Genomic DNA, 25524 nt, shown 5'->3' with positions numbered 1-25524 from the left:
GGCAAGATTCTCGGCGATAAATGGCTATAAAGGTAGAACAGTAGAAACCAGGAGTTCTGAATATGGATCGGCTTGAGAGCATGGCCGTGTTCGTCAAGGCGGTCGACCTCGGCTCGTTCGCGGCCGCGGCGGTCGCGCTCGATCTGTCCGGACCGATGGTCGGCAAGCATGTCCGGTTTCTCGAGGAGCGGCTGGGCGTGCGGCTGCTCAACCGGACCACGCGCCGGCAGAGCCTGACCGACTTCGGGCGCGCCTATTATGAACGCTGCCGGGTGGTGCTGGCCGAGGCTGACGCCGCCGATGCGCTCGCCGCCGACCAGTTCTCCGAACCGCGGGGAAAACTGCGCGTCACCATGCCGGCGCATTTCGGCCGCCACTGCGTGACACCCATATTGCTGCGGCTGGCGCGGCAATATCCGATGCTGGAACTCGACCTGTCCCTCAGCGACCGCTTCGCCGACCTTGCCGAGGACGGTTACGATCTCGCCATCCGGACCGGCGCCCTGGACGACAAGGCAGGGATGATCGCGCGTCGTGTCGCGCGCCAGGGCATGGTCGTCTGCGCGGCACCCTCCTATCTCCAACGCCACGCCGAACCACGGCGGATCGAGGATCTCGCCGACCATCAGGCCATTGTCTACCGCCGGCTCGGCCAGGTCGTTCAGCCGTGGCTGTTCGTGCGCGAGGGGCAAGCCGCACAGGAGTTCATACCGGCCGGCCGGCTGCGGCTCGACGATCTCGATGCCATCGCCGATGCCGCTACCGAAGGCATGGGCCTCGCCTGGTTGCCCTATTGGCTGGTGCGCGAGCGCATTCAGGCCGGCGCGCTGGTGGCGCTGCTGCCGGATCAGCCGCGATATCTCTACGACTGTCACGCGCTTTGGCTGCAGACGCCGCATCTGCCGTTGAAGGTACGGCTGGCCGTCGATGCACTGGCGGCCGCTTTACCGAAATCGATGGCCTGAGCGCAAGCGTCGCCATCAAACGTCTGCGCGGCTCTGGCCACCTTGCGGTGCCTGAGCCGCGCAGCTTGGTTCGCTATATCTTGCAGTAAGGCGTCACCGGTGCGATGACGCCGAAATCCCTAGCGATCTCGTAGCCGATGCCATCTGCCGCCGCCTTGCCGACATAGGAATGGCAGAGCGTGTGGTTGTTGGTGGCGTCGACGCGGATCTTGCCTTGCGGTGCGTCGAACTCGATCGATGGCAATGCCGCCAGCACATCGTCGTCCTTCAGCGATCCGGCCTTCTCGGCGGCCAGCGCGTAGAGATGCAGCCCATTGTAGCCGGCCTCGCCGATGCCGTTGACCATCTTCTCCTGGCCGAACTTTTCGCGGAAGCTCGAGATGAACTTCTTGTTGACCGGATTGTCGAGCGCCATCCAGTAGGGCTGCGGCGCGTAGGTTCCGGCGGCCACGCCGGGCGGCAGCGCGTCCTTGTTGAAGACCTCGTCGAGCGGCGCGATCAGCGGTTGCTTGATATCGAAGCTGCGATACTGCTTGAGCTGGGTGACGGCGTCGTTGCCGACCACCATCGACCAGACGACATCGGGCTTCAGCGACTTGATCTTCTGGAACGCCGGGCCGAAATCCGTGGTGCCGAACGGATAGTAGTCTGCGCCGATGATCTTGCCGCCGGCCTTCTCGTAGGCCGCCGTGATCGCCTCGGTCATCTTCTGCGGCCAGGCATAGTCGGAAGCCATGACATAGATCGTCTTGCCGAGGTTCTCGGCCACCCAGGGCATCATCGGGTCGACCTGCTGCATCGGGATAGGGCCGGTGGCGACGAAGTAGCGGTTGCATTCGCCGCCTTCGAAGTTGGTCGGGTAGAAGAACAGCTTCTTGGCTTTCGAGGTGACGGACAGCGTCGCACTGCGCTCGGGCGAGATGATGGTGCCCATGATCACGTCGACCTTGTCTTCGTTGATGAGCTTGCGTGCCTTGTCGATCGCGCCCTTGGTCGTGGTCTGGTTGTCCTCGATGAACAATTCGACCTGGCGGCCGCCAATGCCATTGGCGGCGTTGAGTTCGGCAGCCGCCAGCTTGTAGCAATTGAGCAGCGTCTCGCCGAGGATCGCCTGCAATCCGGTGATCGGGATCGATAGGCCGACCTTGACGGTGTCGGCGGCGCGCAGGATCGACGGCGCGCCGACCATGGCGAAGGCGGCCGCGGCGCCGCCCGATTTCAGAACAGTTCTTCTGCTTATCATTTTTGTGTTCCCTTCCAGTCCAGGCGCGCCCCATGCACGCCTTACAAAGCCAACAAATCCCGGGCGCGCTTTAAGCGCGCCTATAGAGCCAACAGATCCTTGAGCAGTGTCTCGTCGGCGAACGTCTCCGGCGCGCCTTCATGCACGATCCTGCCTTTTTCCATCACCAGGCAGCGGTCCGCCGCCTTGAGAACGAGATCGAGATTCTGCTCGACAAGAACGATCGCGATGCCGCGCTCGCGCGCGATGCGCGGCACCAGCTCGGCAATCGACTGCACGATGTTCGGCTGGATGCCTTCCGAGGGTTCGTCGAGCAGCAGCACCGACGGCAGGCCGCACAGCGCGCGGCCGATCGCCAGCATCTGCTGCTGGCCACCCGAGAGCGTGCCGGCAACCTGCGCTTCGCGTTCACGCAGGATCGGGAAATAGCCGAAGATGTCGGCCGGAATGCCACCGTCGCCGCGCCCCTTGGCGGCGCGTGTGCCGACGTCCAGGTTTTGCCGCACGGTCAGCTGGTTGAAGATGCCGCGTCCCTGCGGGACATGCGCGATGCCGGCCCGCGCGCGCCGGAAGGCCGGCGCATTGGTGAGGTCCTGGTCGCCGAGAAGCATGGCGCCGCCGCTCGCCCGCAAGGCTCCGGCGATGACGCGCAGCAGCGTCGTCTTGCCGGCGCCGTTGCGGCCGAGCAGGCCGACGACCTCGCCGGGCGCGACGCTGAGGTCGATGCCGTTCAGCACCGGGAGCAAGCCGTAGCCAGCCGAGATCGCCATTGTCCGCAGCATCGTCAGCGCCTCCCCAGATAGACGTCGCGGACCATCTCGTCGGTCTCGATGTCATGGAAAGGACCGCTGCGCAGCCGGCGCCCCTGATGCAGCACCAGCGTTTCGCAGTTCAGCGCCCGCACGAAGCGGATGTCATGTTCGACCGCGACGATCGAGAATTCGCCCTTGAGCCGCAGCAGCATTTCCGCCGTCGCCAGCGTCTCCTGCGGCGTCATGCCGGCGGTTGGCTCGTCGAGCAGCAGCAGCCTTGGCTCGATCGCCAGCGCCATGCCGATCTCCAGCCATTGCTTCTGGCCGTGCGCGAGTTCGCCGGCCAGCGTGGCGGCACGATTGCCGAGCGCGACCAGTTCCAGCAATTCAGCGACCGGGCGGACAGGTGAGGGCGCCCCCCACCGCGCGACCTTCAGATTGTCCTCAACCGACAGGCTGGGGAAGACCGACGGGATCTGGAACTTGCGGGCGATGCCGAGCCGGGCGATGCGGTGCAGCGGCAGGCCGGCGATATCGCGGCCGAGGAAGCGCACGCTGCCGCTGGTCGGGCGCAGCGTACCGGTCAGCACGTTGAGGAAGGTGCTCTTGCCGGCGCCATTCGGCCCGATGATGCAGCAAAGCTCCTTGTCGCGCACGGTGAGATCAAGCGCTTCCAGCGCCTGCAGGCCGCCAAAGCGGATGCCGACATTTTCGGCCTGGAGGAGGACATCGCTCATTGCGCGCGCCTCCGGCCTTTGAACAGGACCTTCAGCCGCGCGTAGATCGACAGGATGCCGTCCGGCAAGATGAAGACGATGACGACGAAGACACAGCCAAGCAGCAGCGGCCATAGGCTTGGGTTGAAGCTGCTGATCGTCTGTTGCGCCCGCTGGATGAAGATGGCGCCGAGCACCGGACCAAGCAGAGTGCCGCGCCCGCCGACCGCCACCCAGACGATGACTTCCGTCGACAAAAGCAGTCCCGAAAGGTCCGGCGCCACCAGCCCGGCCATGCAGACATAAAGGGCGCCGGCAAGTCCGGCGATGGCCGCCGACAGGACGAAGGTGACGAGCAGCCGCAAGGGCGCGTTGTGGCCAAGCGCGGCCGCCCTGACTTCATTGTCCTGGATGGCGGTGAGCACCGTGCCCCAGCGCCCGCGGCTGATCGACCACAGGGTGAGCACGGCCACCGCGACGATGGCTGCGACGAAAATGTAGCTGGGCAGGTCTTGGCTGAGTTCGACATGCAGCCCGCCAACATCGAACTCGATCGGCGGGATGCCGATCAAACCGCTGTCGCCGCCGGTGACCGAACTCCAGGAGACCGCAGCCTGCTGGCAGATGACGCCCATGGCCAGCGTGACGATGGTGAAATAGCTGCCACGGATGCCGCCGAAGAACAGGAAATAGCCGATGATGGCGGCGACGACGGCCGCGCCGGCCACCGCGCCCATGATGCCAAGCAGGCTGGCGAAGGGGATCGCGTCGTTGAGCGTGACCAGCGCCATGATGTAGCCGCCAATGCCGAAAAAGGCGGCGTGGCCGAAACACAGAATGCCGGTGCGACCCCAGAAGAAGTCGAGGCTCGCCGCGAACAGGCCGAAGATCAGTGCGTCGCGGATCACCGTCAACTGATAGCCATCGGCAATGAGCGGATAGATGATGGCGAGCGCCACGCACGCGGCGAAGATCAGCAGCCAGTTGCGATCCCCAGCGATCATCGCGATGCCCCGTTGAACAGGCCGTTGGGCCGCAGCCGCACGGCGACGATGGCCGCGAGCAGCACGATCGCTTGCGCCAGCGATGGCGATATCTGGTAGTTCAGGACACTCGTCAGGCCGCCGACGAAGACGCTTCCGGCGACAAGGCCGCCGATCGAACCGACGCCGCCGACGATGACGACGAAGAAGGCGTTGGCGAGATAGTTCACTCCCATCTGCGGCAGCACGATCGCCAGCGGCGCGACCAGTCCTCCTGCCAGTCCGGCAATGGCGGCACCGAAGGTGAAGGCGATGGCATAGGTGCGCCGCGTGTTGATGCCGACGCCCTCGGCCATCTCGCGGTTCTGGATGACGGTGCGGATGTCGAGGCCGAACGATGTCCGGCTGATCAGCAGGACGACTCCAAGCAGCGTCAGCGCGGCAATAGTGATCAGGATCAGCCGGTAGGCCGGATAGACGGTGAAGACGAGATCGAGCGTGCCTTCGATCGGCGGCGTCACCGGCTTGGCGCCGAGACCGAAGGTCAGTTCCAGCCCTTGTTGCAGGATCAGGCTGACGCCCCAGGTGGCGAGCACGGTCGAGACCGGCCGCGAATAGAGATGGCGGATGATGGCGAACTCGAGGATGCAGCCGACCACCGCGCCGGCGATCGGGGCGGCGGCCAGCCCCAGCCAGAACGAGCCGCCGATGCTCTGGACGAAATAGACCGCGAAGGCACCGACGGTGACGAACTCGCCATGCGCGAGGTTGGTCACGTTCATCAGGCCGAAGCTGATCGCCAGGCCGAGCCCGACAAGCATCAGGATGCTGATCAGCGTCAGCGCGTTGAGAAGCGTGGTGACGACAAAATCCATCGCGTCAGGCCGCACTGGCGAGGCGTTGGCGCAGGCCGGCAAGCAGGCCTTCGGCGGCATCGATCACACCAGCCTGATGCGGCTGCAATTCCTGCCCTGCCCATTCGTCGATATGGTCCGACAGCGGGTCGACCACTTCGGTGCGATGATTGGCCAGCGTCTCGATGACGGCATGGCCGCAGAACGGAACGTAACCTTCGGAATAGCCGCCTTCATGGCTCATCATCAGGCGTCCCCGCGACGTCTCGGCAGCCAGCGCCACCATGCGTGCGGCTAGGCGCCGGAAGCATTCACTGTTGAGCATCATGCGGCCGAGCGGGTCGAAACCCGATGCGTCGAAGCCTGAAGCGACGATGACGAGGTCCGGCTTGTAGGCGCGCAGGGCGGGGGCGATGACCCGGTCGAAGGTCGATTCATAGGCGCCGGTGCCGCTGCCCGCCGGCAGCGGGATGTTGATGTTGTAGCCTTCGCCGGCATCCTTGCCGTTGTCGGCCAGTGCACCGCGCCCGGTCGGATAGAGATTGTCCTGGTGCACGGAAATGGTCAGCACTGATGGGTCGGAATAGAACACCGTCTCTGTGCCGTTGCCGTGATGCACATCCCAGTCGACCACCGCTGCGCGGCCAAGCAGCCCTTCATGCTGCAGCCGGCGCACGGACACGCCGATGTTGGAGAACAGGCAGTTGCCCAATGCCTGGTCGGGCTCGGCATGGTGCCCCGGCGGCCGCGCCAGCGCATAGGCGTTGTCGACCCGGCCGGTCAGCACTGCGCGCATGGCGGCATAGGTGGTGCCGGCCGACAGCAAGGCGATGTCGAAACTGTTGAGGCCGATCGGCGCCTGCGGTCCGGCGAAGCCGGAACCCCGTTCGCTGAGCATGCGGATATCGTCGACGTGGCGTTGGGTATGCACGCGCAGCAGATCCTCAACCGAAACCGGCTCGGGAATGATCGGCACGAGGTGACGCGACAGGCCGCTGACCTGGATCAAATTGTTCAACCGACGCTTCGAGCCGGGCGATTCCAGATGCCGGCCGGGTTCCACGAAACGGCCGGGAGGCATCATGTCGGCGCTGGAGCCGGTATCATGCCACATCAGCTGTTCGTGAAAAACGTAACCTGTCGCCATTCGCAGCGTCCTCTAAAAACCGGGTGACGCTAACAGGCTTGCGGTGGCATGGCCCGACCCGAAAGAGGGGTTGTGCCCGTTATCTATGCCCCTCCTTTCGGAGGGGTTTGGAGGCTTGCCGACCCTTGCGCGGCGCGCACGGCCTGGACCCGGTTGCTCACCGCCAGCTTGCCGAAAATGTTCTTCAGATGCCACTTCACCGTGGTTTCGCTGACCGACAGCGCAAGCGCGATATCGCGGTTGGACATGCCTTCCGTCAGGCAGCGCAGCAGCTCGGCCTCGCGCTGGGTGAGGTGTTCCCTCTCTACGGCTGGCGGGGCCGGCCTGCGCGTCGCCACAGGCATCGTCTGCGCGGCATCGATGATGCGCGTGGCATAGGCTGAGAGTGCCGGATCGGTCTTTGCCTGGGCCGCACGCAGCCGCATCAACCCTTCGACAACGGGCCTTCCCTCATCGATGAAGGAGCGGATGAAGCCAGAGGGGTGGGCAAGGCGCAGCGCTTCGAGCAGATACCGATCGGCCTCGCGCTGGTCCTGGCCAGCACACTTGGCGCGCTGGATCAGCGCCAGGATATGGCGGCGCATGCGCCCGCCGCTTTTCGTGCGCTCCAGAAGCGCGTCGAAGACCCGCGCCGCATCGGCATAGGATTTCTCCGCGGTCAGAAGGCGGCCCTCGGCGAAGAACTCGAATTCGTTGGCGACGGTGGGAGTGGTTTCGGCCCGCCCGCGGCGATGCTCGTTCAGCAGGGCGCGTGCCTCGGCGCCGCGGTTCTGGTCGAGCAGCAGCCTGACGCGGTCATGCACGAGCACCGAAGCGAGACGACGATACACGGAGCCGCGCACACGCTGGTAGACCCGCTCCAGCATATCGAGTGCGGCCTCCGCGCGGCCGGTCAGCTGCAGCACGCGGGCATAGGTCGGCACGCTGGCGAGCGGATAGACGATGACCGCCGCTCCCTCGATCAGCGGCCCGAGATTCTCGACCAAGGTCAGCGCTTCGCTCGACGCATTGGTCTCATAGGCAAGTTCGGCAAGCAGCGTGCCCGCCAGCGCTTCGGCATAAGAATTAGGACCGATCCGCGCCCTTGCCTCGGCGATTGCATCGCGCAGGAGCCGTTCGGCGACGGGCAGGCGGCCGGCCGAGCGTTCGATGACGGCCATGTAGCAATTGGCGATGGTGACGCCGAGCAGGCTGCCGCTTCGCTCATGCGCCTTGCGCGCCGCGTCCACCGCCGCGCGTGCACCGTCGAGGTCGCCCAGTGCATAGAGATTGTAGCCGATGACGTTGGCGGTAGCGCCCTCCATGAACCAGGCGTCGGGCGCAATGACGCGCAGGGCCGCCAGTGCGGTGTCGCGCGCCTGCTCGAACTGCTCCAGCGTGCTGTGGACGGCGGCGGCGAGCACCACCAGTTCCGCATCGATCGTGGTGCCGGTCAACGTGCCGGGATCCTTGCCGTCGGCCGGCCCGGTTTCGACCAGCTTGCGCGCATCGTTCAGCGTCTGTTGGGCAAGCTCGGGTTGGCTGCTGTGCACCGCCAGCCACAGCACGACAAGCTGCAGACGGATGCGCTGGTCGATCAGCTTTTTGGGCAACAGCGCCAGCAATTGGCGCACATAGAGAAGCTGGCACTGGGCGATGAGGTCGAGCGCGTTGTTCTCGACGAACACCGCCGCGCGGGCCTGGTCGCCGGCGGCGAGCGCGTGGCCGATCGCCTCGGTCAGCATCTTGCGTTCGCCGAACCATTCGGCGGCCGCCAAATGCAGCGGCGCGATCATCTCCGGTTCGCGCCGTTCCATCTCGCGGCTGAGGAAGTCGCGGAACAGATGATGATAGCGGAACCAGCGCCGCTCCTCGTCGAGCGGCACCAGGAACAGGTTGCGCGTCTCGATCTCGGTGATCGCCGCCTCGGCATCCGCCGCCCGCATCACCGCCCGGCAGGCCTCCGCGCTGAAGCGTTCGAAGATAGAGCTGTAGAGCAGGAACTTCGCGATCGCCGGCGGCAGTTCGAGAAACACTTCCCCCATCAGGAAATCGGCGACGTTGCGGTTGGCGCCGGTGAAATTGCCGATGACGGTTTCGGGCGCATGCGCGGCACTGAGCGACAGTGAGGCGAGCTGCAGGCCGGCGGCCCATCCTTCGGTGCGCGAACACAAGGTCTCCACAGTGCCGCTGCTGACGCTCAAACCGAGCTTCTCGTTGAAGAAGGCCTCGGCTTCGGAGGAGGCGAAGCGCAAATCGTCGGGGCCGATTTCGCAGACATCGCCCAGCACCCTGAGCTTGCCGAGCTGCAGGTCGGGCAGGCTGCGCGATCCGATGACGAAGGCGACATTGGCCGGCGCCTGCCGGGTCAAGCGCTCCATGAACCGCTTGACCGCTGGCGCCTCGATGGCGTGATAGTCGTCGAAGAACAAGGTGATGTCGGCCTCGCGCGCTGCCAATCCCGCCACCAGTGCGGCGAGCACGACGTCAAGCTGCGGGATCGGGCTCGACTGAAAGGCAAGGTCGAGCTCCGCCGGGCTCTGTACGAGGTGGCGCAGCCCGCCCACCAGATGCGACAGGAAGGCACCCTCATCATTGTCTGATGCCTCGCAGGACAGCCACGCAGTCAGCCGGCCGAGGCGCGCCGCTTCCGCAGCCCATTGCGCCATCGTCGTCGACTTGCCGAAGCCGGCCGGCGCGGCGAACAGCACGATGCGCGTGTCGATGTGACGCTTCAGCGTTGACAGGATGGTCTCGCGACGGACCCATCGGCGGTGATGCGGCGACGCGTGCGGGGTGGGTTGCGGAGCTGTTCTCATCTAGGCTCGCGCAACCTGTCGGTTCTCCGGACTGCAGCTGCTCCACTCCGCTTCGATCAGCGGAATTTGCGGCGCGGCATTGCGCGGCAAGGTGCCCTTTATCCGGGGATCGTCGACGATCTCAAAACCGGACGCGAATGGCACAAATCCACAGGCGCCGTAGAAGCCTATCACGCTGTGATGATCGAAGCTGCTTGTATGCAGCCAGACACGGCTTGGTTTCAGGCGCCATGCCTGGTCGAGCGCACCGGCCATCAGGCGTTTGCCGAAACCGCGGCCGGTCAGGGACGGGAACAGGCCGAAATAGGTGATCTCGATCTCGTTGCTGTCGGCGACGAAGAATTCGACCATGCCGAGATGCACGCCGCTTTCATCATGGCCGTAGTAGAGATGCTGGCGTGGATCGGCGAAGTGCTCCGTTATCTCGGTGTCGGACATTTCAGACACGCGGTCCCACAGCCAGGGGGCTCCGATCTCAAGGAAGATCGCCCGATAGGGCGCGCAGTCGGGCGTCGTGATCCGGGTCATGGCCAGGGGTTGCGCGAGGTCGGGCTGCGGCGCGCGCGCCTCCATCCATGTCACCGCATTGGCGAGCTTGCCCGCCGGCAGGCGCCGGTAGCCAATGGCGAGGTCTGTGATTTCGGCCGGCATCGTGTCTTCGGGGATCAACGCATTCCTCTTCATCCCTGCCCGATAGCAGTATCGACTTACGCCCGCTGATGCCAACACCCGCGAATGGTCTGACAAGAGCGCCTGGGCCTGGATCGGATTTTTTGGCGGCACTACCTCTTGCATTTCATGAGAATGGCATATGAGATATGATACACCATCCAAATGAAAGTGAAATACAATGCCTGAGCGGATTGCGGACGAGGCCATTCTCAGCGCGGTCGACGACGGCTTCGCGCGACAGGTCGCGTTCCTGGCCGATCTCGTACGCTTTCCCTCACAGCGCGGCGAGGAGCATGCCGCGCAATCTTTCATGGCGGCCACCTATGAGGCCGACGGCTATGCGGTCGACATGTGGCGCGTCGATGTCGAAGCGATTCGCGACCTGCCGGGTTTTTCACCCGTGGCGGTTTCTTATGACGATGCCTTCAATGTCGTTGCCACCCATACGCCGAGAAACGCGACCGGTCGCTCGCTGATCCTCAACGGCCATATCGATGTCGTGCCGACGGGACCACTCGACAGCTGGGCGCGCGATCCCTACGATCCGGCGATCGAGGACGGCTGGATGCATGGCCGCGGCGCCGGTGATATGAAGGCTGGCCTGTCCGCCTGTCTTTACGCGCTGACCGCATTGCGCAGCCTCGGCTATCAACCGGCCGCGAAATTGTTCCTGCAGTCGGTCGTCGAGGAGGAGTGCACCGGCAATGGCGCGCTCGCCTGCCTGCAGCGCGGATACCGGGCCGATGCCGCCTTCATCCCCGAGCCGTTGGAGCCGAGGCTGATGCGGGCGCAGGTCGGGCCGATCTGGTTCAGGGTCGAGGTCGACGGCGATCCGCAGCACGCGTCGGGCGCTTTCTCGGCCGGCGCCAATGCCATCGAAAAGGCATTCGTGATCATCCAAGCGCTGAAGCAGCTCGAAATCGTCTGGAACGCCCGCAAGGTCGATGACCCGCATTTTTGCGACCATCCACACCCGATCCGCTTCAATCTCGGCAAGATCGAAGGCGGCGAATGGACGTCGAGCGTTCCGGCGCGCTGTGTTTTCGAGATGCGGGTCGCGACCTATCCCGGCCAGAAGCTCGAGGATGCCAGAGCAGAGCTTGAGGCATGCATCGCCGATGCGGCCCGCGCCGATCCGTTCCTGGCCAACCGCCCGCCCAAGATGAGCTACAACGGCTTCATGGCCGAGGGCTATGTGCTGCAAGGGGCCGACGAGATGGAAGCCGTGCTGCGCCGCAGCCATACCGCTGTCTGGGGCGAGCCGCTTACGGAACATGTCACCTCGGCGACCACCGATGCGCGCTTCTTTGGCCTCTATGCCGACACGCCGGCGATCGTCTACGGTCCGATCTGCCGCATGCCGCACGGCTATGACGAGGCCGTCGACCTGGACTCGGTGCGCAAGGTCACCCAGACCATCGCGCTGTTCATCGCCGACTGGTGCGGCCTTGAGCCCGTCGATCCAGAGGCCAGGCCATGAACGCGGCAGTGCCTGATGCTTTCGGGGAAACACTGGCCGAGGACGCGCCTGACGTCTCGGCGGCCGACGCGCTCGTCATCCTGCGCCGGCACTACGGCCTTGCCGGCACCGCGCGTCCGTTGCCTGGCGAACGCGACCACAATTTCCACATCCAGACGGACGTCGAGGGCGAGTTCGTCCTGAAAATCTCCCATCCGGCGGAAGAAGCGGGCTTCACCGACTTCCAGAACAAGGCACTCGATCACATCCTTGCGGTCGACCCGACCTTGCCGGTTCCCTCTGTGTGCAAAAGCCTGCAAGGAGAGGCGCAATTCACGGTCAGCGTCGGTGGATCGGCGCCACGCATCGTCCGGCTGGTCACCTATCTGCCCGGCCAGTTGCTGTCGCGGTCGCCTGCATCACCGGCGCAAGATCGCAATCTCGGCATCTTCCTTGCCCGCCTTGGCCGCGCGCTGCGCGGCTTCTTCCATTCGGCCGCCGGCAGCGACCTGCTCTGGGATATCCGCAAGGTGGCCAAGACGCGGCCGATGCTGGTGCATATCGCCGACGCTGGTCGGCGGGCCATGGTCGAGCGTGCGATCGACGCCTTCGAGGAGCATGCGGCGCCGGTCATCCCGAAACTGCGCGCCCAGATCGTCCACAACGACATGAACTCCTACAATGTGGTGATGGATGCGTCGCTGCCGGAGGTCGTGAGCGGCATTCTCGACTTTGGCGACATGATCCACTCGCCGCTGATCTGCGATCTCGCCATCGGCGCCGTCTATCGCTGGCCGGCTGAAGGTCATCCGCTGGTGCCGGCCGCGCGCTTTGTTGCCGGCTACCGGTCGGTGCAACCGCTCGAGACCGAAGAGCTGGGCATCCTCGTCGATTTGATCCGGGCCCGGCTTGCGCTCATCGTCAACATCGCCAGCTGGCAGGCCGAACGCTTCCCGGCCAAGCGCGACTACGTCCTGCGCCTCGCCACCGAGGTCTGGGCGTCGCTCGAACGGCTGGACGGCCTGTCGCCGGCTGATGCCCGCCGCTATTTTCTCGACCATTCCAATCCGGAGTAGATGCCCGTGTCCCAGTCGCCTGCAAATGCCCTTGCCGATGCCGGCGCTTCGGCACAAGAGCGCGCCCTGCTCGAGCGACGCGCCAGGCTGCTTGGCCCGACCTACCGCGCCTTCTACCGCAACCCGATCCATCTCGTGCGCGGCAGCGGCGTCTGGCTCTACGATGCCCAGGGCCGAAAATTCCTCGACGCCTACAACAATGTCGCCTCCGTCGGCCACTGCCACCCGCGTGTCGTCGAGGCCCTGTCGGGGCAGGCCGCGACGCTCAACACGCACACACGCTATCTCAGCGAGATCATCCTCGACTACGCCGAGAAATTGCTCGGCACCTGTCCGCCCCATCTCGGCCATGCCATGTTCACCTGCACCGGCAGCGAGGCCAACGACCTTGCCATCCGCATCGCCCAGCATTCCAGCGGCGGCACCGGGGTGATCATCACCGACTTCGCCTACCATGGCGCGACGATCGCGACCGCACAATTGTCGCCGGCCGCGGTCGGAGTGAAAGCGGTGCCCGCGCAGCACCGTACTGTCGCGGCGCCGGACACGTTCCGCGATCATGGCCGCGCCGCGCGCGATTTCGCGAAAAACGTCGCCGCCGCCATCGAGGACATGCGAGCGCGCAATGTCCGTCCCGCGGCAATGCTTCTCGACTCGGCGTTTTCCAGCGACGGCATCTTCTTTCCCGATGCGGCCGTGATGCGCGAGGCGGCAAGCCTCATCAAAAAAGCCGGCGGCATGGTCATTGCCGATGAGGTCCAATCCGGCTTCGGCCGGCTCGGCCAGGGCATGTGGGGCTTCGCCAATTATGGCATCGAGCCAGATATCGTTACGATGGGCAAGCCGATCGGCGACGGGCATCCGATGGGCGCGGTGATGGTACGGCCGCAGCTTGTTGCCTCCTTCGGCTCAAACACCGGTTACTTCAACACCTTCGGCGGCAACCCGGTCGCTGCCGCCGTCGGCATTGCCGTTCTCGAGGTGATTGAGGGCGAGGGGCTGATCGAGAATGCACGCATGGTCGGCGCCTATACGGCTGATCTGCTGGGCTCACTGAAGGGCCGGCACGGCATGGTCGCCGACGTCAGGGAAAACGGCCTTTATTTCGGTGTCGAGTTGACGGCGGAGGGCGACGAGGCCTTGGCCGCCAGCAAGACATCGGCAGTCGTCGAGGCCATGCGCGAGGACGGCGTGCTGATCTCCTCCTGCGGTCCGCGCGGCAATGTGCTCAAGATCAGGCCGCCGCTACCCTTTGCCAGGGACAATGCCGAGCAACTGGCCGAGACGCTCGACCGCGCACTGTCGAACTGGTGACCGGAGCGGGCCGCGCATGCTGAAGCTTGAACATCAAACCCTGAACGACCGTGCCTATGGCGCGCTCAAGCAGGAATTGATTTCCGGCGGCTTCAGCCCGGGCCAGACACTGGTCATCCGCAAGCTCGCCGAGACGTTCGGCATATCGACCACGCCGATCCGCGAGGCGCTGCAAAGGCTGGTCGCCGAACGGCTGCTCGAGATGCAGAACAACCGCTCGGTTATCGTGCCCTTGCTGTCCGCCCCCGCCTTCGAGGAACTGACGCGCATCCGCATCGCCGTCGAGGGTCTGGCGGGCGAGATGGCGGCGTCGCGGATGACCGAAAGCGGTCTGGTCGACATCCACGCTACGCTCGCCGGCATGCAGCACGCCATCGAGGCGGGCGACGCCAGGGCCTATCTAACGCTGAACGAGGCCTTTCACTTCGCCATCTACCAGCATGCCGGCGCGCCGATCCTTCTGAATATGATCCGCGACCTCTGGGGGCGGGTCGGGCCGTATCTCAAGCTGCTGATGCAGGCGGATCGCTACGTTCCGCAGTCGAACGATGCGCACCGCAAGATCGTCGCCGCGCTGGAGCAGCGCAGCGGTCCCGCCGTCCGGACTTTTATCGAACAAGACATCGCCATGGCAGCCGCTGTTCTGTCGTCAAACCTTGACGCGGCCAGGTGACGGTCCGCCTATCTCGTTTCGTCCAACCGGTCGCGCAGCATGCTCCAGCCGAGCAGCATATTGGGCGCGTGCCGCAACAAGGCATGGAACGGGATCGGTGCCGGCGGCGCAAACGGCAGCGGCAGATCGCGGGCATCGGCTCCAGTCGCCCAGTCGGCCAGCACCTTGCCCATCGCCGTCGTCATGGCAATGCCCCGTCCGTTGCAGGCGCGACCGGCAATGAGCCCGGGCCCGAGGTCCATGAGGTGCGGCAGGAAGTCCGGCTCGACCGCGGCCATTCCCGACCAGCTATAGGCAAGCGGCGCCAGGTCAGGCAATTCAAGATGCCTAGCGAGCCGTCGCCAGATCGTCTGCGGCACGCGCGCATCGGCTCCGGCGCCAAGGATATGCATGCCGCCGCTGATCAGCCGGTTCTCGGCGTCGAAGCGGAATGTGAAGAGATTGCGCCTGGTGTCGCCGACGCCTTGCCCGCCAGGCAGGAGGCGCGTCCGGATTTCACGGGGCAGCGGCGCCGTGGCGATCTGGAAAACCCTAAGCGGAACATAGGTTCGTTGCAGCAACGGATTGAGCGCCCCACCATAAGCGTTGGTGGCGATCAGCACCTTGCCGGCGCGTACCGAGCCCTCTGGCGTTTTCAACACCCAGCAATCCGTCGTGCGATCGAGCGCGGTGACGCGCGTATGCTCGAAGATGCGCGCGCCGGCCTTCTCGGCCGCATCGGCCAGCCCACGCGCGTAGTCCACCGGATTGAGCACGCCGCCAGAACGATCCATCCAGCCGCCGACATAGCCGCGCGCGCCGGTCAGTGCCTCGACGCTCTGCCGGTCCAAGGCAACGGCAGGCCGGCCGCGCTGCGCCCATTGCCCGGCGCGGGATTTGACCTTCTCGAACACGGCGGGGGAATGCGCCGGCTGAATCCATCCGCTCTGCACGGCGTCGCAGTCGATGCCGTGCCGGCGGATCAGGCCGAAGACCAGGTCGGCGCTGCCGGCGGCAAAATCGATCAGCCGTTCACCACGCTCGGGGCCGAGATGGCGGATGATGTTGTCCGGGTCCATTTTGGCAAAGTTCGGCACGACGAAGCCGGCATTCCTGCCGGTCGCGCCCCAAGCGATTATTTCGGCTTCGAGAACGGCGACCGACAGTCCTTTCCCGGCGGCGTGCAGCGCGGTCGAGAGGCCGGAAAAGCCACCGCCGACGATGGCGAGGTCGACATCGAGCCCGCCTTGCAGCGCCGGCCTGCCGCGACGATTGCGGCTGACGGCATGCCAGAGCGAAACGTCGTGCGCTTCCTGCCGGACCGCGGCATTCATGACCCGGAACTGCTCTTGCCGGCAACCATCTTTGCCCGCTTGCCGAACCATGGCCGCCGCGGCCGGTCGCCGAACAGGCCGTTCGGCCGGATCAGCAGGATGACACAGAGCATGACGCCGATGGCGGCGATCTGCAGCGCGGCGGCGCGGGCCTGCTGCTCCGGCGGAAACAGCACGCTGGTCAACGTGCCCGATCCAGCCCATATCGCCCAGACCAGGATGCTGCCGACGACAGCGCCGACATTGCTGCCCGAGCCGCCGACGATCAGCATCACCCAGACCTGGAAGGTCAGGATCGGCAGGTAATTGTCCGGCGCGATGAAGCCGGTGAAATGCGCCTGCAGCGCGCCGGCCAGCGCCATGATGGCGCCACCGACGGCAAAGGCCTGGACGCGATAGAAGCGCGCGCTCTTGCCCAACGAGATCGCCGCCCGTTCGTCCTCGCGCAGCGCCTTCAAGACGCGTCCCCACGGGCTGCGCGACAGGTGCTCCAGGGCGAGATAGGCGACCAGCGTCACCGCCGAGACGACGGCAAGGTTGGACAGGTTGAACAGCAGCGGTGTCTCAGCAAGGCTGCCGAAGGGACGCGGGATGAAGCCGATGCCGAACGGGCCGCCGGTCAATCCCTGCGCGTTGAGCGCGACCAACTGCACGACGACGGCGACGCCGAACGTGGTGATCGCCAGATAGTCGGATCTCAGCCGCAGCGTGGCCATGCCGGTAAGTGCCGCGGCGATGCCACCGACGGCCATGGCGCCGAGCCAACCGACAAGGATCGGCAGGCCGAAGCCACCCAGTCGCGCGGCATCGTCAGGTGTGGTCAGCAGCGCCGAGGTATAGGCACCGATGGCGACGAAGCCGGCGAGGCCGACATTGAACAGCCCGGTCAGCCCCCATTGCAAGTTGAGCCCCAGCGTGACCAGCGAAAAGATCAGAGCGGTGGTCAGGAAGAAGGCGCCGTAGCCGAGCAGATCCATCAGCGTTCCCTCACACCGAACAGGCCGATTGGTCGCACGAACAACACCGCCATCAGGATGATGAAGGAGACGGCGGCGCGCCATTCGGCGCCGATCAACTGCACCGCGCCGGCTTCGGCGAGCCCAATGATCAGGCCGCCGAGCACGGCGCCGGGAATGCTGCCGATGCCGCCGAGAATGGCGGCGGCGAACATCGGCAGCAGCATGTCGAAGCCCATGAACGGGCGGATTTGCACCAGAATGCCGATCATCACGCCGGCGACACAGGCCAGCGCGCCGCCGATGATCCAGGTCACGCGCACCACGCTGGCGACATCGATGCCGACGATGCGGGCCAGTGCCGCATTCTGGCTGAGCGCCTGCATTGAGCGGCCGGTCTGCGTGCGCGTCATCAACAGATGCACGCCGAGCACCAGCATGGCGGTCAGCAGCAAGAGAGCAATCTGGTCTGGCGTGATGCGGATGCCGAAGCCGACCGGCATGGCGATCTGGATCGCCCGGCTGAAATAGGTCGGCCGCGAAGTGAAGGTGAATTCGAGCAGGCTTCTGAGCGCCATCGAGGCGCCGAAGCTCGCCATCACCACGATGATCGCCTGGCCCTGCGAGCGCAGCCGCGCAAACAGAACCTTGTCGAGCAGCAGCGCCAGCAAAGCAGTGAAGGCCATGCCGACGATCAGTGCGACGATCAGCGGCCAGCCGAAGGACAGCGGTCCGATCGGTGCCACCTTGCCGAATGTCGCGCCGATGGCGCTGACGACGGCCAGCGTCGCATAGGTGCCCCAGGCCATGAAGTCGCCATGGGCGAAGTTCGAGAAGCGCAGGATCGAATAGGTGAGCGTCACGCCGATGGCGCCGAGGCCGATCATCGAGCCGGTCAAAAGCCCGTCGACGATGAATTGCAGGCTCATGCCGCGCCTCCTTTCCCGGCGTGAGGCGTTTTTTCTGCCTTGAGGGGGCGCTGGCCAAGATAGAGTTCGGCCACGACCGGGTCGTTCCACAGATCGGATGCGATGCCTTCGTGCCGGTCCTTGCCTTCGACCAGCACATAGGCGCGGTCGCCGATGGCCAGTGCTGCCTTGGCGTTCTGTTCGACCAAAAGGATGGTGACACCGGACTTGCGGATGCCGGCCAGCATCTCGAACACCATCGACACGAATTTCGGCGACAGGCCGGCCGACGGCTCATCGAGCACCAGCACCTTGGGGTGGACGATCAGCGCCCGCGCGACGGCGAGCATCTGCCGCTGTCCGCCCGAGAGGTTGCCGGCGGCGGTCCGCCGCTGGCGGACGAGGTCGGGGAAGGCTGCATACATTTCGTCGATGCGGGCAGGGATTTCGCGCCGCTCGAGAATGCCGCAGGCGACCTTCAGATTGTCCTCGACCGACATCAGCGGGAAGATGTTTTCGGTCTGCGGCACGAAGGCCAAGCCAAGCCGTACCATGGTGTGCGCCGGTGCGGCGGTTATGTCTTTGCCGTCCAGAAACACCGTGCCGCCGGTGATCGGGACAAGGCCGGCGATCGCCTTGATGAAGCTCGACTTGCCGGCGCCATTGGGGCCGAGCACGACGACGATCTCGCCCTTGCTAACGGTGATCGAGGCGCCGCGCACGATCGGCACGCCGGGCTCGTAGCCAGCCTCGAGATTGCAGACATCGAGGACCGTCTCGCTCATGCCGCGCCTCCGAGATAAGCCTCGATGACGCGCGGGTCGCTGGCGACCTCTTCCGCCGTGCCTTCGCTTAGCAACTGGCCGCTCGCCATGACGAGGACGCGATGGCAGAGCCGCGTCACCATGTCGATGTTGTGTTCGATCAGCAGGAAGGTGATGCCGCGCGCGTTGATATCGCGGATGCGGTCGATAATGACTTCGAGCAGCGTTGCGTTGACGCCGGCCGCCGGTTCGTCGAGCAGGATGATCGCCGGATCGGCCATCATCACGCGGGCGAGTTCGAGCAGCTTGCGCTGGCCGCCGGACAACACGCGCGCCGGTTCATGCGCGAGGTGGGTGAGGGTGACCAGATCCAGCAGTTCTAGCGCCTTGGTCCTGGCGGCTTTCTCCTGCGCCGCCACTCGCCATGGCGCGACGAAGTTGGCAAGCAGCTTTTCGCCGGCCTGACCCTGCGCCGCCAGCATGATGTTTTCGATCAGCGTCAGGTTGGGCAGCGGACGCGGGATCTGGAAGGTGCGGCCAAGGCCGCGACCGATGCGCAGATGCGCGGCTTCGCCCGAAACGCGCGCACCGTTAAGCAGGATATCGCCGCTGGTCGGCAGGATGCTGCCGGCAAGCAGATCGAACATCGTCGTCTTGCCGGCGCCGTTCGGCCCGATCAAGCCGAGGATTTCTCCCGCCTTGACGTCAAACGAGACATCGTTGACGGCGACGAGGCCGCCGAACCGCCTGACGACGTTCCTTGCCGTCAGGACCGGCGCACGGGTCTCTTGTCCCTGCTGTTCCGCTGCCTCGCTCATCAAACCCTCTGGCCGAAGACGATCGTTGTCGCCTCCTGATTTTTGATTTGTGATCACACTTGCTTTGATCACGCTATTCGGCTTTAATTTCGTCCGCAAGCCGAAAACCGGCCGAGAACGGAATTCCATGCAAAAGGCTGCCATCGAAAAGAACAACGAGGCCATCGCGGCCCAGCTGGCGCCGGTCGGCCGCGAGACCGTGCAGGATCGCGTCTATTCGGAATTGCGCCGTGCCCTGATCGGCGGTCTGTTCGAGCCAAGCCAGGTGCTGACCATACGTGGTCTGGCCGACGCGCTGGTCACCTCGACCATGCCGGTGCGCGAGGCGCTCGGCCGGCTGATCACCGAAAAGGCGTTGGAGGCGCTGCCCAACCGTTCGGTGAGGGTGCCGCCGATCACGCTTGAACGCCTCGACGATCTCTTGCGTGCCCGCATCCTGATCGAGGGCGAGGCCATTGCGCTGGCCGCCGCCCGCATGGGACCGCGCCAGATCGCCACCATCGAGACCATTCTCGGCGAATGGGACGAGATGCGGGCTCTGAAACACAAGAAGGATGTCGATCGCGAAGTGACGCTCAACCAGAGCTTTCATTTCGAGATCTATCGCTCCTGCGGCTCGGCCGTGCTGATCCCGATGATCGAGAGCCTGTGGCTGCAATCGGGCCCCTGCATTCGTGTCGCCATCTACGCCTTCTCGGAAGCCGGCGAGGTCGACACCGCCCAGTATCACCGCCGCATCGTCACGGCACTGGCCACCCAGGATGCGCAGGCCGCGCGGGAGTCGCTGGCCGCCGACATCAGCCGGCCCTTCACCTTCCTGCGCAGCAAGCTGCAATCCGCCGCCGCGAAAGACCAGACATGACCGCCATCAGGATCAACGAGCCACGCTCGCAGCTTTCCGTAACGGCGCTGTTGCTGCCGCAGAAAGCGCCGGAAAACGCTGCCTTCCTCAAGGCATATCTCGGCACGCCACGCGTCGTCCCGGGCATCCATGCGATGTGGACGGGACCGGAAATCTCCTGTCCGGTTCCCGCTGCCGATCTCGAGGGCCAGCCCTTTGCCAGGCCTTTGCCGGCCGAGAACGCGACGCTGACGCCGCAGCCGGGCGACATCGTGTTGTCCTATGTGCCGCCGCGCATGTGGGGCGGCAATCCCAATGCGATCTTCGACATCGGTCTCTACTACGGGCAGGGCGCGCGCCTGCTTTTCCCGATCGGCTGGTTCGCCGGCAGCGTGGTGGCGCAAGTGCGCGCCGAAGAGCGCGATCGGTTCGCCGCCGCCTGCGGCGTCATCCGCCGCAACGGCGCCTGCGACGTCACCTTCAGCCTGGTGGAGGGCTAGATGGCCGACGACAGTTTCGAGCTCTTCGATCTTCGCGTCGAGGCGGTCATCCCGGAGGGCAAACCGATCTATTGCGGCGCCAAGGCCGGCGACTATTTCGAGCTCAAGGGCGAGATGCTGTCGATGCCGGCTGGCCAGGGCTTTTCGATCTATTCGATATCGGCCGTGTTGCCGTTGCTGGCAGCCAAGCAGCGCCCGACCCACCCGAACGACTGGATGACCTCGGACGCCGAGATCGCCTGTCCCGATCCCAATTGCGCCAGTCGGCTGAGGATCGTCAGGGTGGCCAAGCGGCGGTTCAGCCATGCCGAGACCACGGCCGTGCCGCTGCCGAAGCGGGGAGACGACAAATGAGTACCCAGACTTTCGAACTCGGCTCCGGCTACACCATCTCGCGCGTCATCCGCGGCGGCTGGCAACTGGCCGGCGGCCACGGCGCCATCGACCGCCAGCAGGCGGTGACCGATCTGATCGCCACCTTCGATGCCGGCATCTGGACCTATGATTGCGCCGACATCTACACCGGCGTCGAGGAGCTGATCGGCGCGGCGCGCCTGCGGCTGGCCAGCGAGCGCGGCCTCGACGTCGCCACCAGGATGAAGGTGCATACCAAGCTGGTGCCCGACCTCGAACGGCTGGCCGGCATCAGCCGCGACTATATCAGGAGTATCGTCGACCAGTCGCTGCGGCGGCTGAAGACCGAGCGGCTCGATCTCGTGCAGTTCCACTGGTGGGACTATGCGCAGCCGCGCTATGTCGAGGCGATGGGTTGGCTCAACGAGCTTCGGCTTGAGGGCAAGGTGCGCAATCTCGGCACCACCAATTTCGACACGCCGCGGCTGGCCGAAATCCTCGCCGCCGGCATCCCGCTGGTCAGCCAGCAGCTGCAGTATTCCGTGCTCGACCAGAGGCCGGGCAACAGCCTTGCGGCACTCGCCGCGAAAAACGGCGTCAGCTTCCTCTGCTACGGTTCCGTCGCCGGCGGCTTCCTCAGTAACAAATGGCTAGGCGTGGCCGAGCCGGCCACGCCGCTCGAAAACCGCTCGCTGGTCAAATACAAGCTGATCATCGATGACTTTGGCGGCTGGAACCTGTTCCAGCAGTTGCTTCAGGCGCTGAAGGCAGTCGGCGACCGCCACGGCGTCGACATCGCCACCATCGCCAGCGCCTGGGTGCTGGAGCAGCCGCACGTGGCGGCCGTCATCGTCGGTGCTCGCAACCAGGCACATGCGCTTGCCAACGCCGGCATCATGGATGTCACGCTCGATGCCGAGGACCGGGCGCGGATTGCAGCCGTCATCGCGCAAGGCACCGGCCTCGAGGGTGATGTCTACACGCTGGAGCGCGACCGCCAGGGCCGCCACGGTTCGATCATGCATTACAACCTCAATGCGGGGAAGCAATGAGCGGCGAGCCCTCCCTGTTTTCACGCGCCAGCGCCGAGATCGTCGACCTGCATCGCTTTTTCGTCGACTGGTTCGTTGCGGCGCGCGCCAATAAAGCGGACTTCAGCCGCTTCGAGCGCGTCATGGGCGACGGCTTCGCCATGGTCGCACCGGACGGCCAGGTTCTCGATCGCGACGCGGTCGTCGGCCATGTCCGCACCAGCCGCGCCACGTGTGACGACGGTTTCGCCATTTCGATCGAGGACATCCGGCCGGGCTGGCAGGATGCCGAGACGATCGTCGTTTTCTACGTCGAGGCGCAACTGCGCGGTGGCAAGCACAGCCGCCGCCAGTCGAGCGCCGTCTTCACCACCAGTTCATCGGCGCCCAACGGCGTCCTATGGCGACATCTGCATGAAACCTGGCTGCAGGTGCCGGGACGCTGAACAGGAGCATCGACAAAAGTGCGAAGCGGTTTTTGGGTTTGTTCGATGCGCAGACAAAGAGACATGTAATCCAGTTCGTGTAGCTCAAAGGGGAACAACAATGAGAAAGACGATACTTCAACTCACCACCGCGCTCGCCCTCGTAACGATGGCCGGTGCGGCGCAAGCGGCCGATTGCAAGATCACCGTCGGCCTCGTCATGGAACTGACCGGCCCGGCCGGCGAATATGGTCAGGCCGGCGCCAAATCGGTAGAGATGGCCTTCCGCGACATCAATGCCGCCGGCGGCGTGCGCGGCTGCGACCTGGCGACCGACACGCGCGACAGCCAGAGCCAGGGCAACATCGCCGTCGACGCCGCCACCCAGCTGGTTCAGGTCAAGAAAGTGCCGGTCATCATCGGCGGCATCATCTCGTCGGTGTCGATCCCGATCCTGACCTCGGTCACGGCACCGGCCAAGATCGTCCAGGTGTCGCCGGCTTCGTCGTCGCCGACGCTGACGGCGCTCGGCCGCGACGGCAAGACCAATGGCATCTTCTTCCGCACCATCACCTCGGATGCGCTGCAGGGCGTCGCTGCCGCCAAATACGCGGTCGACAAGGGCTTCAAGAAGCTGTCGATCATCCATGTCAACAACGACTTCGGCGTCAACATGGTGGCCGAGTTCTCGCGCGCCTACAAAGCGCTCGGCGGCACCATCGTTTCCGACACGCCCTACAACGAAAAGCAGTCGAGCTATGCTTCCGAAGTGACGGCGGCGATGGCCGGCGAGCCGGACGGGCTCTATCTCGTCAGCACGCCGGTTGACGGCGCGACGGTTGCCCGCACCTGGATTTCGCAGGGTGGCGTGCAGAAGTTCCTGCTCAATGACGGCATGAACAGCCCTGACTTCATCGAGTCCGTCGGCGCCGACTATCTGAAGGACGCCTATGGTACGTCGTCCGGCACCAGCCCGACGGCCTCCACCGACTATTTCACGAAGAACTACAAGGAATTTTCCGGCATCGAGCCGTCCAATCCGGCGGCCGACCGCTCCTATGATGCGGGCGCCATTGTCGGCCTCGCCATCGCGATTGCCGGCTCCGAGGATCCGGCCAAGATCAAGGACGCGATGTACAAGGCGGTCGACCCGGCCGGCACGCCGATCTTTGCCGGCAAGGACGAATTCGCCAAGGCGCTCGGCCTGATCAAGGACGGCAAGCCGATCCGTTACGAAGGCGTCATCGGTCCCGTCGCCTTCGACAAGTATGGCGACATCACCGGCCCCTTCCGGCTCTGGAAGATCGTCGACGGCAAGGTGACGACCGACGGCGAAATGACCACCGACGACGTCAACGCGTTGCAAGCCAAACTTCAGTAAGACAACTTCTCGCCCGGCGTCGATCCGATCTCATCGCGATCGACGCCGGACGGTCAGTTTGTCTCGTACATGGATGGCCGTGAGAACCATATCGTTTGCACGGACAAGGGTTTGACCGGCAGGCGATCATGAATAGGATTGGCCCATCAACAGGATTGGCCAATGTCGCCTGAAACTGAAAAACTTCTATCTGCTCTAGGCGACCGGCTGGGCGCGGCCGGTGTGCTCGCCGGCTCCGACGTGGATCAACGCTATCGCGACGATCCCGATGGCAAGCTCGGCGCACTGCCCGAAGCGGTGCTGCGTCCGCGCGACACCCAGGGTGTCGCTGCCGCGCTGGCCGCGTGCAACGATCTCGGCCAGCCAGTTGTCGTGCAGGGCGGACGCACCGGGCTGACTGGCGCCGCGCGCGTGCAGCCTGGCGAGGTTGTGCTGTCGCTGGAACGCATGACAGGTCTCGATGCACCGGATCGTCAGGCTGCCACCATCCTCGCCGAGGCCGGCGCAACGCTGCAGGCGGTGCAGGAGGCAGCCGACGGCGCCGGTCTGATGTTCGGCGTCGATATCGGCGCACGCGGTTCGGCCACTATCGGCGGCAATGTCGCCACCAATGCCGGTGGCATCCGCGTGCTGCGCTACGGAATGTACCGGGCGCAGGTTCTGGGGCTGGAGGCGGTGCTTGCCGATGGCAGCGTGCTGACCTCGATGAAGGGCCTGCCCAAGGATAATTCCGGCTACGACCTCGGCCAGCTCTTCATCGGCACGGAGGGGACGCTCGGCGTCGTCACACGCGCGGCGCTCAGGCTGCATCCGAAGCCGGTGTCCGAGGTAAACGCCTTCTGCGCACTCCCATCGCTCGATGCGGCGATCGCCCTGCTTGGGCTGCTGCGGCAAAGGCTCGGCCCGCTTTTGTCTGCCTATGAGGTCAACTTCGCGCCGCTCTATGACGCGATGGTCGCCAGCATGGACATGCCGGCGCCGCTGCCGGCGGGTTCGCCTGTCTATGTGCTGGCCGAGATCCAGGGCAGCGAACCCGACCGTGACGGCGAGCGCTTCGCCGAGGTCTTGATGCAGGCGGTCGAGGACGGCGTGGTCGACGATGTGGTCGTCTCGCAGTCGCCGCGCGAAGTCCGGGCGCTGTGGGCCGTGCGCGAGGACGCCAATCGCGTCCTGTTTTCGATCAAAGGCCTTGTCGGCGTCGACATCAGCATCCCGCTGGCGCGGATGGGTACTTTCCTACGGGAAGCGGACGCTGCCATCCATGCCATGGATCCCGGCGCCGACATCTACGTCTTCGGCCATCTCGGTGACGGCAATCTGCACTACCAGGTCCGCACGGTGGATCCGGCGGCGGCATACGATATCGTCTATCGCGGCGTGGCGGCAGCCGGCGGCGGCGTTTCGGCCGAACATGGCATCGGCCTCGACAAGAAGAGGTGGCTGCATCTGGTCCGCAGCGATGCCGAGATCGCCACGATGCGGCGGCTGAAGGCAGCTCTCGACCCCAGAAACATCCTCAATCCGGGCCGGGTCTTCGACCTGGTCCCACTTGCCTTCGCAGGATGATAGCGGCCAGCCTGT

The 25524-nt window shown here is 65.1% G+C and carries 25 protein-coding genes; 12 read left to right on the top strand and 13 right to left on the bottom strand.

The annotated features are described in order from the left end of the window. The first annotated feature begins 62 nt into the window (after window positions 1-62). Window positions 63-965 carry a LysR family transcriptional regulator gene (locus AC1D08_RS06965; protein WP_457150405.1) on the top strand — a complete coding sequence of 301 codons (903 nt, stop codon included), beginning with the start codon at window positions 63-65 and terminating at the stop codon, window positions 963-965. Between the two features lie 73 nt (window positions 966-1038). On the opposite strand, the gene AC1D08_RS06960 is transcribed toward AC1D08_RS06965, so the two are convergent. From AC1D08_RS06960 to AC1D08_RS06925, 8 genes are all read right to left on the bottom strand, one after another. Then, complete coding sequence (locus AC1D08_RS06960; RefSeq protein ID WP_457150404.1) at window positions 1039-2208, bottom strand: substrate-binding protein; 1170 nt, start codon at window positions 2206-2208, stop codon at window positions 1039-1041. Between the two features lie 80 nt (window positions 2209-2288). Continuing rightward, the gene (locus AC1D08_RS06955) at window positions 2289-2990 is read right to left on the bottom strand and encodes an ABC transporter ATP-binding protein (RefSeq protein ID WP_457150403.1); all 702 of its coding nucleotides are present in this window, start codon (window positions 2988-2990) and stop codon (window positions 2289-2291) included. A 2-nt stretch (window positions 2991-2992) separates the two neighbouring features. After that, window positions 2993-3697: an ATP-binding cassette domain-containing protein gene (locus AC1D08_RS06950; protein ID WP_095080870.1), complete on the bottom strand. Its 705-nt coding sequence runs from the start codon at window positions 3695-3697 to the stop codon at window positions 2993-2995. Further along, window positions 3694-4680, bottom strand: coding sequence for a branched-chain amino acid ABC transporter permease (locus tag AC1D08_RS06945; RefSeq protein ID WP_457150402.1), 987 nt, complete (start codon window positions 4678-4680; stop codon window positions 3694-3696). Before AC1D08_RS06945 ends, AC1D08_RS06950 begins: the two co-directional genes overlap by 4 nt. Then, window positions 4677-5534, bottom strand: a complete 858-nt coding sequence (gene urtB / locus AC1D08_RS06940; RefSeq protein ID WP_457150401.1) for an urea ABC transporter permease subunit UrtB — start codon at window positions 5532-5534, stop codon at window positions 4677-4679. Before urtB ends, AC1D08_RS06945 begins: the two co-directional genes overlap by 4 nt. A 4-nt stretch (window positions 5535-5538) precedes the next feature. Continuing rightward, on the bottom strand, window positions 5539-6660 hold the full coding sequence (locus AC1D08_RS06935) for a class II histone deacetylase (RefSeq protein WP_457150400.1): 1122 nt from the start codon (window positions 6658-6660) through the stop codon (window positions 5539-5541). Between the two features lie 83 nt (window positions 6661-6743). Further along, window positions 6744-9458, bottom strand: a complete 2715-nt coding sequence (locus AC1D08_RS06930; protein WP_477422819.1) for a winged helix-turn-helix domain-containing protein — start codon at window positions 9456-9458, stop codon at window positions 6744-6746. Then, complete coding sequence (locus tag AC1D08_RS06925) at window positions 9459-10337, bottom strand: GNAT family N-acetyltransferase (RefSeq protein ID WP_477422818.1); 879 nt, start codon at window positions 10335-10337, stop codon at window positions 9459-9461. It abuts the gene before it with no gap. Here AC1D08_RS06925 and AC1D08_RS06920 point away from each other — a divergent pair. The 4 genes from AC1D08_RS06920 to AC1D08_RS06905 are packed head-to-tail and all read left to right on the top strand — an operon-like array spanning window position 10309 to window position 14652. Continuing rightward, the gene (locus AC1D08_RS06920) at window positions 10309-11610 is read left to right on the top strand and encodes an ArgE/DapE family deacylase (protein ID WP_457150397.1); all 1302 of its coding nucleotides are present in this window, start codon (window positions 10309-10311) and stop codon (window positions 11608-11610) included. The two genes, AC1D08_RS06925 and AC1D08_RS06920, sit on opposite strands and share 29 nt — an antisense overlap. Further along, on the top strand, window positions 11607-12665 hold the full coding sequence (locus AC1D08_RS06915; protein WP_457150396.1) for a phosphotransferase: 1059 nt from the start codon (window positions 11607-11609) through the stop codon (window positions 12663-12665). Before AC1D08_RS06920 ends, AC1D08_RS06915 begins: the two co-directional genes overlap by 4 nt. After that, on the top strand, window positions 12666-13979 hold the full coding sequence (locus AC1D08_RS06910; protein WP_457150395.1) for an aspartate aminotransferase family protein: 1314 nt from the start codon (window positions 12666-12668) through the stop codon (window positions 13977-13979). A gap of 16 nt (window positions 13980-13995) precedes the next feature. Next, on the top strand, window positions 13996-14652 hold the full coding sequence (locus AC1D08_RS06905) for a GntR family transcriptional regulator (protein WP_457150394.1): 657 nt from the start codon (window positions 13996-13998) through the stop codon (window positions 14650-14652). Between the two features lie 8 nt (window positions 14653-14660). Here AC1D08_RS06905 and AC1D08_RS06900 read toward each other — a convergent pair whose 3' ends face one another. From AC1D08_RS06900 to AC1D08_RS06880, 5 genes are read right to left on the bottom strand one after another with little or no spacing between them, the layout of a single operon-like run. Next, window positions 14661-15965 (bottom strand): NAD(P)/FAD-dependent oxidoreductase, encoded by a 1305-nt coding sequence (locus AC1D08_RS06900; RefSeq protein WP_457150393.1) that lies wholly within the window; start codon window positions 15963-15965, stop codon window positions 14661-14663. Continuing rightward, entirely contained in the window at window positions 15962-16945 is a 984-nt protein-coding gene (locus tag AC1D08_RS06895) for a branched-chain amino acid ABC transporter permease (protein ID WP_457150407.1), read from the bottom strand. Before AC1D08_RS06895 ends, AC1D08_RS06900 begins: the two co-directional genes overlap by 4 nt. Then, complete coding sequence (locus AC1D08_RS06890; protein ID WP_457150392.1) at window positions 16942-17850, bottom strand: branched-chain amino acid ABC transporter permease; 909 nt, start codon at window positions 17848-17850, stop codon at window positions 16942-16944. The genes AC1D08_RS06895 and AC1D08_RS06890 overlap by 4 nt, the downstream gene beginning before the upstream one ends. Continuing rightward, the gene (locus AC1D08_RS06885; protein WP_457150391.1) at window positions 17847-18614 is read right to left on the bottom strand and encodes a branched-chain amino acid ABC transporter ATP-binding protein; all 768 of its coding nucleotides are present in this window, start codon (window positions 18612-18614) and stop codon (window positions 17847-17849) included. The genes AC1D08_RS06890 and AC1D08_RS06885 overlap by 4 nt, the downstream gene beginning before the upstream one ends. Then, entirely contained in the window at window positions 18611-19411 is an 801-nt protein-coding gene (locus AC1D08_RS06880) for an ABC transporter ATP-binding protein (protein WP_457150390.1), read from the bottom strand. Before AC1D08_RS06880 ends, AC1D08_RS06885 begins: the two co-directional genes overlap by 4 nt. Window positions 19412-19538: 127 nt before the next feature. Here AC1D08_RS06880 and AC1D08_RS06875 point away from each other — a divergent pair, with 127 nt between their 5' ends. From AC1D08_RS06875 to AC1D08_RS06845, 7 genes are all read left to right on the top strand, one after another. Then, window positions 19539-20273 carry a GntR family transcriptional regulator gene (locus AC1D08_RS06875; protein ID WP_095081116.1) on the top strand — a complete coding sequence of 245 codons (735 nt, stop codon included), beginning with the start codon at window positions 19539-19541 and terminating at the stop codon, window positions 20271-20273. Continuing rightward, complete coding sequence (locus AC1D08_RS06870) at window positions 20270-20752, top strand: DUF3830 family protein (protein WP_457150389.1); 483 nt, start codon at window positions 20270-20272, stop codon at window positions 20750-20752. The genes AC1D08_RS06875 and AC1D08_RS06870 overlap by 4 nt, the downstream gene beginning before the upstream one ends. Further along, window positions 20753-21106, top strand: a complete 354-nt coding sequence (locus tag AC1D08_RS06865; RefSeq protein WP_457150388.1) for a TIGR04076 family protein — start codon at window positions 20753-20755, stop codon at window positions 21104-21106. Further along, the gene (locus tag AC1D08_RS06860; protein WP_457150387.1) at window positions 21103-22158 is read left to right on the top strand and encodes an aldo/keto reductase; all 1056 of its coding nucleotides are present in this window, start codon (window positions 21103-21105) and stop codon (window positions 22156-22158) included. Before AC1D08_RS06865 ends, AC1D08_RS06860 begins: the two co-directional genes overlap by 4 nt. Next, window positions 22155-22583: a DUF4440 domain-containing protein gene (locus tag AC1D08_RS06855; RefSeq protein WP_457150386.1), complete on the top strand. Its 429-nt coding sequence runs from the start codon at window positions 22155-22157 to the stop codon at window positions 22581-22583. Before AC1D08_RS06860 ends, AC1D08_RS06855 begins: the two co-directional genes overlap by 4 nt. A gap of 100 nt (window positions 22584-22683) precedes the next feature. Then, complete coding sequence (locus tag AC1D08_RS06850) at window positions 22684-23943, top strand: ABC transporter substrate-binding protein (RefSeq protein ID WP_457150385.1); 1260 nt, start codon at window positions 22684-22686, stop codon at window positions 23941-23943. Between the two features lie 162 nt (window positions 23944-24105). Further along, window positions 24106-25509, top strand: a complete 1404-nt coding sequence (locus tag AC1D08_RS06845; protein WP_477422813.1) for an FAD-binding oxidoreductase — start codon at window positions 24106-24108, stop codon at window positions 25507-25509. Window positions 25510-25524 lie beyond the last annotated feature (15 nt).

It is taken from the genome of Mesorhizobium sp. P2_E6 (assembly GCF_056403835.1).
Note: the sequence above shows the minus strand (reverse complement) of the source record. Positions and strands in the feature narration are given on the sequence as shown.

Bases quoted from the DNA above. Each gene is read 5' to 3' on its own strand.
- AC1D08_RS06965 (WP_457150405.1), top strand. From the start codon at position 63: ATGGATCGGCTTGAGAGCATGGCCGTGTTCGTCAAGGCGGTCGACCTC.
- AC1D08_RS06960 (WP_457150404.1), bottom strand. From the start codon at position 2,208: ATGATAAGCAGAAGAACTGTTCTGAAATCGGGCGGCGCCGCGGCCGCC.
- AC1D08_RS06955 (WP_457150403.1), bottom strand. From the start codon at position 2,990: ATGCTGCGGACAATGGCGATCTCGGCTGGCTACGGCTTGCTCCCGGTG.
- AC1D08_RS06950 (WP_095080870.1), bottom strand. From the start codon at position 3,697: ATGAGCGATGTCCTCCTCCAGGCCGAAAATGTCGGCATCCGCTTTGGC.
- AC1D08_RS06945 (WP_457150402.1), bottom strand. From the start codon at position 4,680: ATGATCGCTGGGGATCGCAACTGGCTGCTGATCTTCGCCGCGTGCGTG.
- urtB (WP_457150401.1), bottom strand. From the start codon at position 5,534: ATGGATTTTGTCGTCACCACGCTTCTCAACGCGCTGACGCTGATCAGC.
- AC1D08_RS06935 (WP_457150400.1), bottom strand. From the start codon at position 6,660: ATGGCGACAGGTTACGTTTTTCACGAACAGCTGATGTGGCATGATACC.
- AC1D08_RS06930 (WP_477422819.1), bottom strand. From the start codon at position 9,458: ATGAGAACAGCTCCGCAACCCACCCCGCACGCGTCGCCGCATCACCGC.
- AC1D08_RS06920 (WP_457150397.1), top strand. From the start codon at position 10,309: ATGCCTGAGCGGATTGCGGACGAGGCCATTCTCAGCGCGGTCGACGAC.
- AC1D08_RS06925 (WP_477422818.1), bottom strand. From the start codon at position 10,337: ATGGCCTCGTCCGCAATCCGCTCAGGCATTGTATTTCACTTTCATTTG.
- AC1D08_RS06915 (WP_457150396.1), top strand. From the start codon at position 11,607: ATGAACGCGGCAGTGCCTGATGCTTTCGGGGAAACACTGGCCGAGGAC.
- AC1D08_RS06910 (WP_457150395.1), top strand. From the start codon at position 12,666: ATGCCCGTGTCCCAGTCGCCTGCAAATGCCCTTGCCGATGCCGGCGCT.
- AC1D08_RS06905 (WP_457150394.1), top strand. From the start codon at position 13,996: ATGCTGAAGCTTGAACATCAAACCCTGAACGACCGTGCCTATGGCGCG.
- AC1D08_RS06900 (WP_457150393.1), bottom strand. From the start codon at position 15,965: ATGAATGCCGCGGTCCGGCAGGAAGCGCACGACGTTTCGCTCTGGCAT.
- AC1D08_RS06890 (WP_457150392.1), bottom strand. From the start codon at position 17,850: ATGAGCCTGCAATTCATCGTCGACGGGCTTTTGACCGGCTCGATGATC.
- AC1D08_RS06885 (WP_457150391.1), bottom strand. From the start codon at position 18,614: ATGAGCGAGACGGTCCTCGATGTCTGCAATCTCGAGGCTGGCTACGAG.
- AC1D08_RS06880 (WP_457150390.1), bottom strand. From the start codon at position 19,411: ATGAGCGAGGCAGCGGAACAGCAGGGACAAGAGACCCGTGCGCCGGTC.
- AC1D08_RS06875 (WP_095081116.1), top strand. From the start codon at position 19,539: ATGCAAAAGGCTGCCATCGAAAAGAACAACGAGGCCATCGCGGCCCAG.
- AC1D08_RS06870 (WP_457150389.1), top strand. From the start codon at position 20,270: ATGACCGCCATCAGGATCAACGAGCCACGCTCGCAGCTTTCCGTAACG.
- AC1D08_RS06865 (WP_457150388.1), top strand. From the start codon at position 20,753: ATGGCCGACGACAGTTTCGAGCTCTTCGATCTTCGCGTCGAGGCGGTC.
- AC1D08_RS06860 (WP_457150387.1), top strand. From the start codon at position 21,103: ATGAGTACCCAGACTTTCGAACTCGGCTCCGGCTACACCATCTCGCGC.
- AC1D08_RS06855 (WP_457150386.1), top strand. From the start codon at position 22,155: ATGAGCGGCGAGCCCTCCCTGTTTTCACGCGCCAGCGCCGAGATCGTC.
- AC1D08_RS06850 (WP_457150385.1), top strand. From the start codon at position 22,684: ATGAGAAAGACGATACTTCAACTCACCACCGCGCTCGCCCTCGTAACG.
- AC1D08_RS06845 (WP_477422813.1), top strand. From the start codon at position 24,106: ATGTCGCCTGAAACTGAAAAACTTCTATCTGCTCTAGGCGACCGGCTG.